The sequence below is a fragment of the Winogradskyella sp. genome, assembly GCF_013213975.1.
GTDB lineage: Bacteria > Bacteroidota > Bacteroidia > Flavobacteriales > Flavobacteriaceae > Winogradskyella.
Window position 1 is genome coordinate 1 of record NZ_JABSST010000160.1, and the last position, 1,990, is coordinate 1,990.

The 1,990-nt window shown below is 36.9% G+C and carries 3 protein-coding genes; all 3 read right to left on the bottom strand.

Translation table 11 applies throughout. The features are described 5' to 3' along the window. The coding region (locus tag HRU49_RS14605) for an alpha/beta fold hydrolase (protein WP_296358462.1) at window positions 1-417 on the bottom strand (417 nt) is incomplete at its 3' end. Between the two features lie 9 nt (window positions 418-426). After that, window positions 427-879, bottom strand: a complete 453-nt coding sequence (locus tag HRU49_RS14610) for an OsmC family protein (RefSeq protein ID WP_296358463.1) — start codon at window positions 877-879, stop codon at window positions 427-429. Between the two features lie 81 nt (window positions 880-960). Then, on the bottom strand, window positions 961-1,990 hold a 1,030-nt coding region (locus HRU49_RS14615; RefSeq protein WP_296358465.1), incomplete at its 5' end, for a PLP-dependent transferase.

A 1,990-nucleotide genomic window follows, 5' to 3' on the forward strand; every position in this document is an offset into this window, starting at 1 on the left:
TAATGCCGCCAATTCCCAGGCTAATCCACCTCCTACTGATCCGCCAATTACAGCAAACAAATGATCAATTTTCAATTGTTTTAAACCTTCAGCAAAAAGCCTGGCAATATCTTTGGCATTAAAATCTTTATAATTTTCTATTAAATGGTTAAGATTACCATCATAACCATTACCTGGTATATTAAACGCTAATACCGTATATTCATTGGTATCAATACATTTATGATCTCCGATTAAATCATTCCACCAGCCATTCTCTCCAATCACATTAGAGTTTCCTGTTAATGCATGATTGACTAGTACAATCGGAGCATTACCAAGCGGCAAACCAAAGGTTTGGTAGGATAGTGAAACATCCACTATCCTACCAGTATGGGTTGTAAATCCAGAAATTGCTATGTGTTTTAAATTACTCATAACAAGAATTTAAGAAAGGTTATACTCCTTTTCAACAGCAATAGACACTGGCGTACTATTCTGAAGATTATCCTTCACTGGGCAACGGTCTTCAACAATTTCTAACCACTTTACTAGGGTCTCAATACTTGCATCTGTTTCTGGAATAAGATTAAGCTTTATACTTTTAAAACCTGCACGTTGATCTTTAGAAGTCCCTAAAAAACGATTTGGATTAAGTTCTCCATCAACCTCAATTTTTAATCCATTAAGGGTGAAACCTAGTTCTTTTGCAACCACATGCCCAACAACGTTGACACAACCTGCAAAACCTGCTAAAATATATTCTACCGGATTTGGAAAATCGTCCGTTCCGCCTAAAGCTTCAGGTTCATCCACCGTTACCGTAAATTGTCTTGTATTCCCTTCGAATTTTGTATCAGAAGTACTTTCTCCTGAAACACTAAATTTTAAATCACTCATATCTATATCTGTATTTTTTTTTAAGATTATACAGGTGCCTTAAGGCTAAGACACCTGCATTAAACTAAACAACACTAAAGGCTAATTTTGAATAAGGTTTTGCGTTTTAACAACGGCAAAGGCTTCCTTTAAATCAGCTTTTAAATCTTCTATGTTTTCTAAACCTACAGATAGGCGAATTAAATCTTTGGTCACTCCGGTGCTCTCTTGATCCGCATCACTCAATTGTTGATGCGTTGTACTTGCTGGGTGAATTATTAATGATTTGGTATCACCAATATTGGCTAATAAAGAGAATAGTTTGGTAGTATCAGCAATAGTTTTTGCCGATTCATAACCTCCTTCGACGCCGAAGGTTACAATACCACTTTGTCCTTCTGGTAAATAGCGTTCAGCGAGTGATTTATATGGACTAGATTCTAATCCTGGATAGTTAACCCATGTCACTTCTGGTTGACTTTGTAACCACTTGGCCAATTCCAACGCATTTTCACTATGCTTCTTAATTCTAAGCTCTAGGGTTTCTAATCCCTGAATAATTTGGAATGCATTAAATGGACTTAAGGCACCACCATAATCTCTCAATCCTTCAATTCTTACCTTCGCGATAAAGGCAGCAGCCTCAAGAGCTTCACAATATACTAGGCCGTGGTAACCTGGAGATGGTTCTGTAAATTCTGGGAATTTACCATTTGACCAATCGAAGGTTCCGGCGTCAATAATTACACCTCCTAGCGCTGTTCCATTTCCATTGATATACTTCGTTAAAGAATGAATAACAATATTTGCTCCATGGGCAATTGGATTTAGCAAATATGGAGTTGCTACTGTATTATCTACAATTAATGGAACTTTATAGGCTTTAGCCTTTTTAGAAATAGCCTCAATATCAAGCACGTCTAACTTTGGATTACCTAAAGACTCAATAAAGAACGCTCTTGTATTTTCTTGAGCCGCCTTATTAAAATTCTCTGGGTCAGATGGATCAACAAACGTTGTTGTAATGCCATGTCTCGGTAACGTAACACTTAGCAAATTGTAGGTACCACCATACAAACTATTGGATGCTACAATATGATCACCAGCTTTAAGCAAGGTTAATAGTGACGTA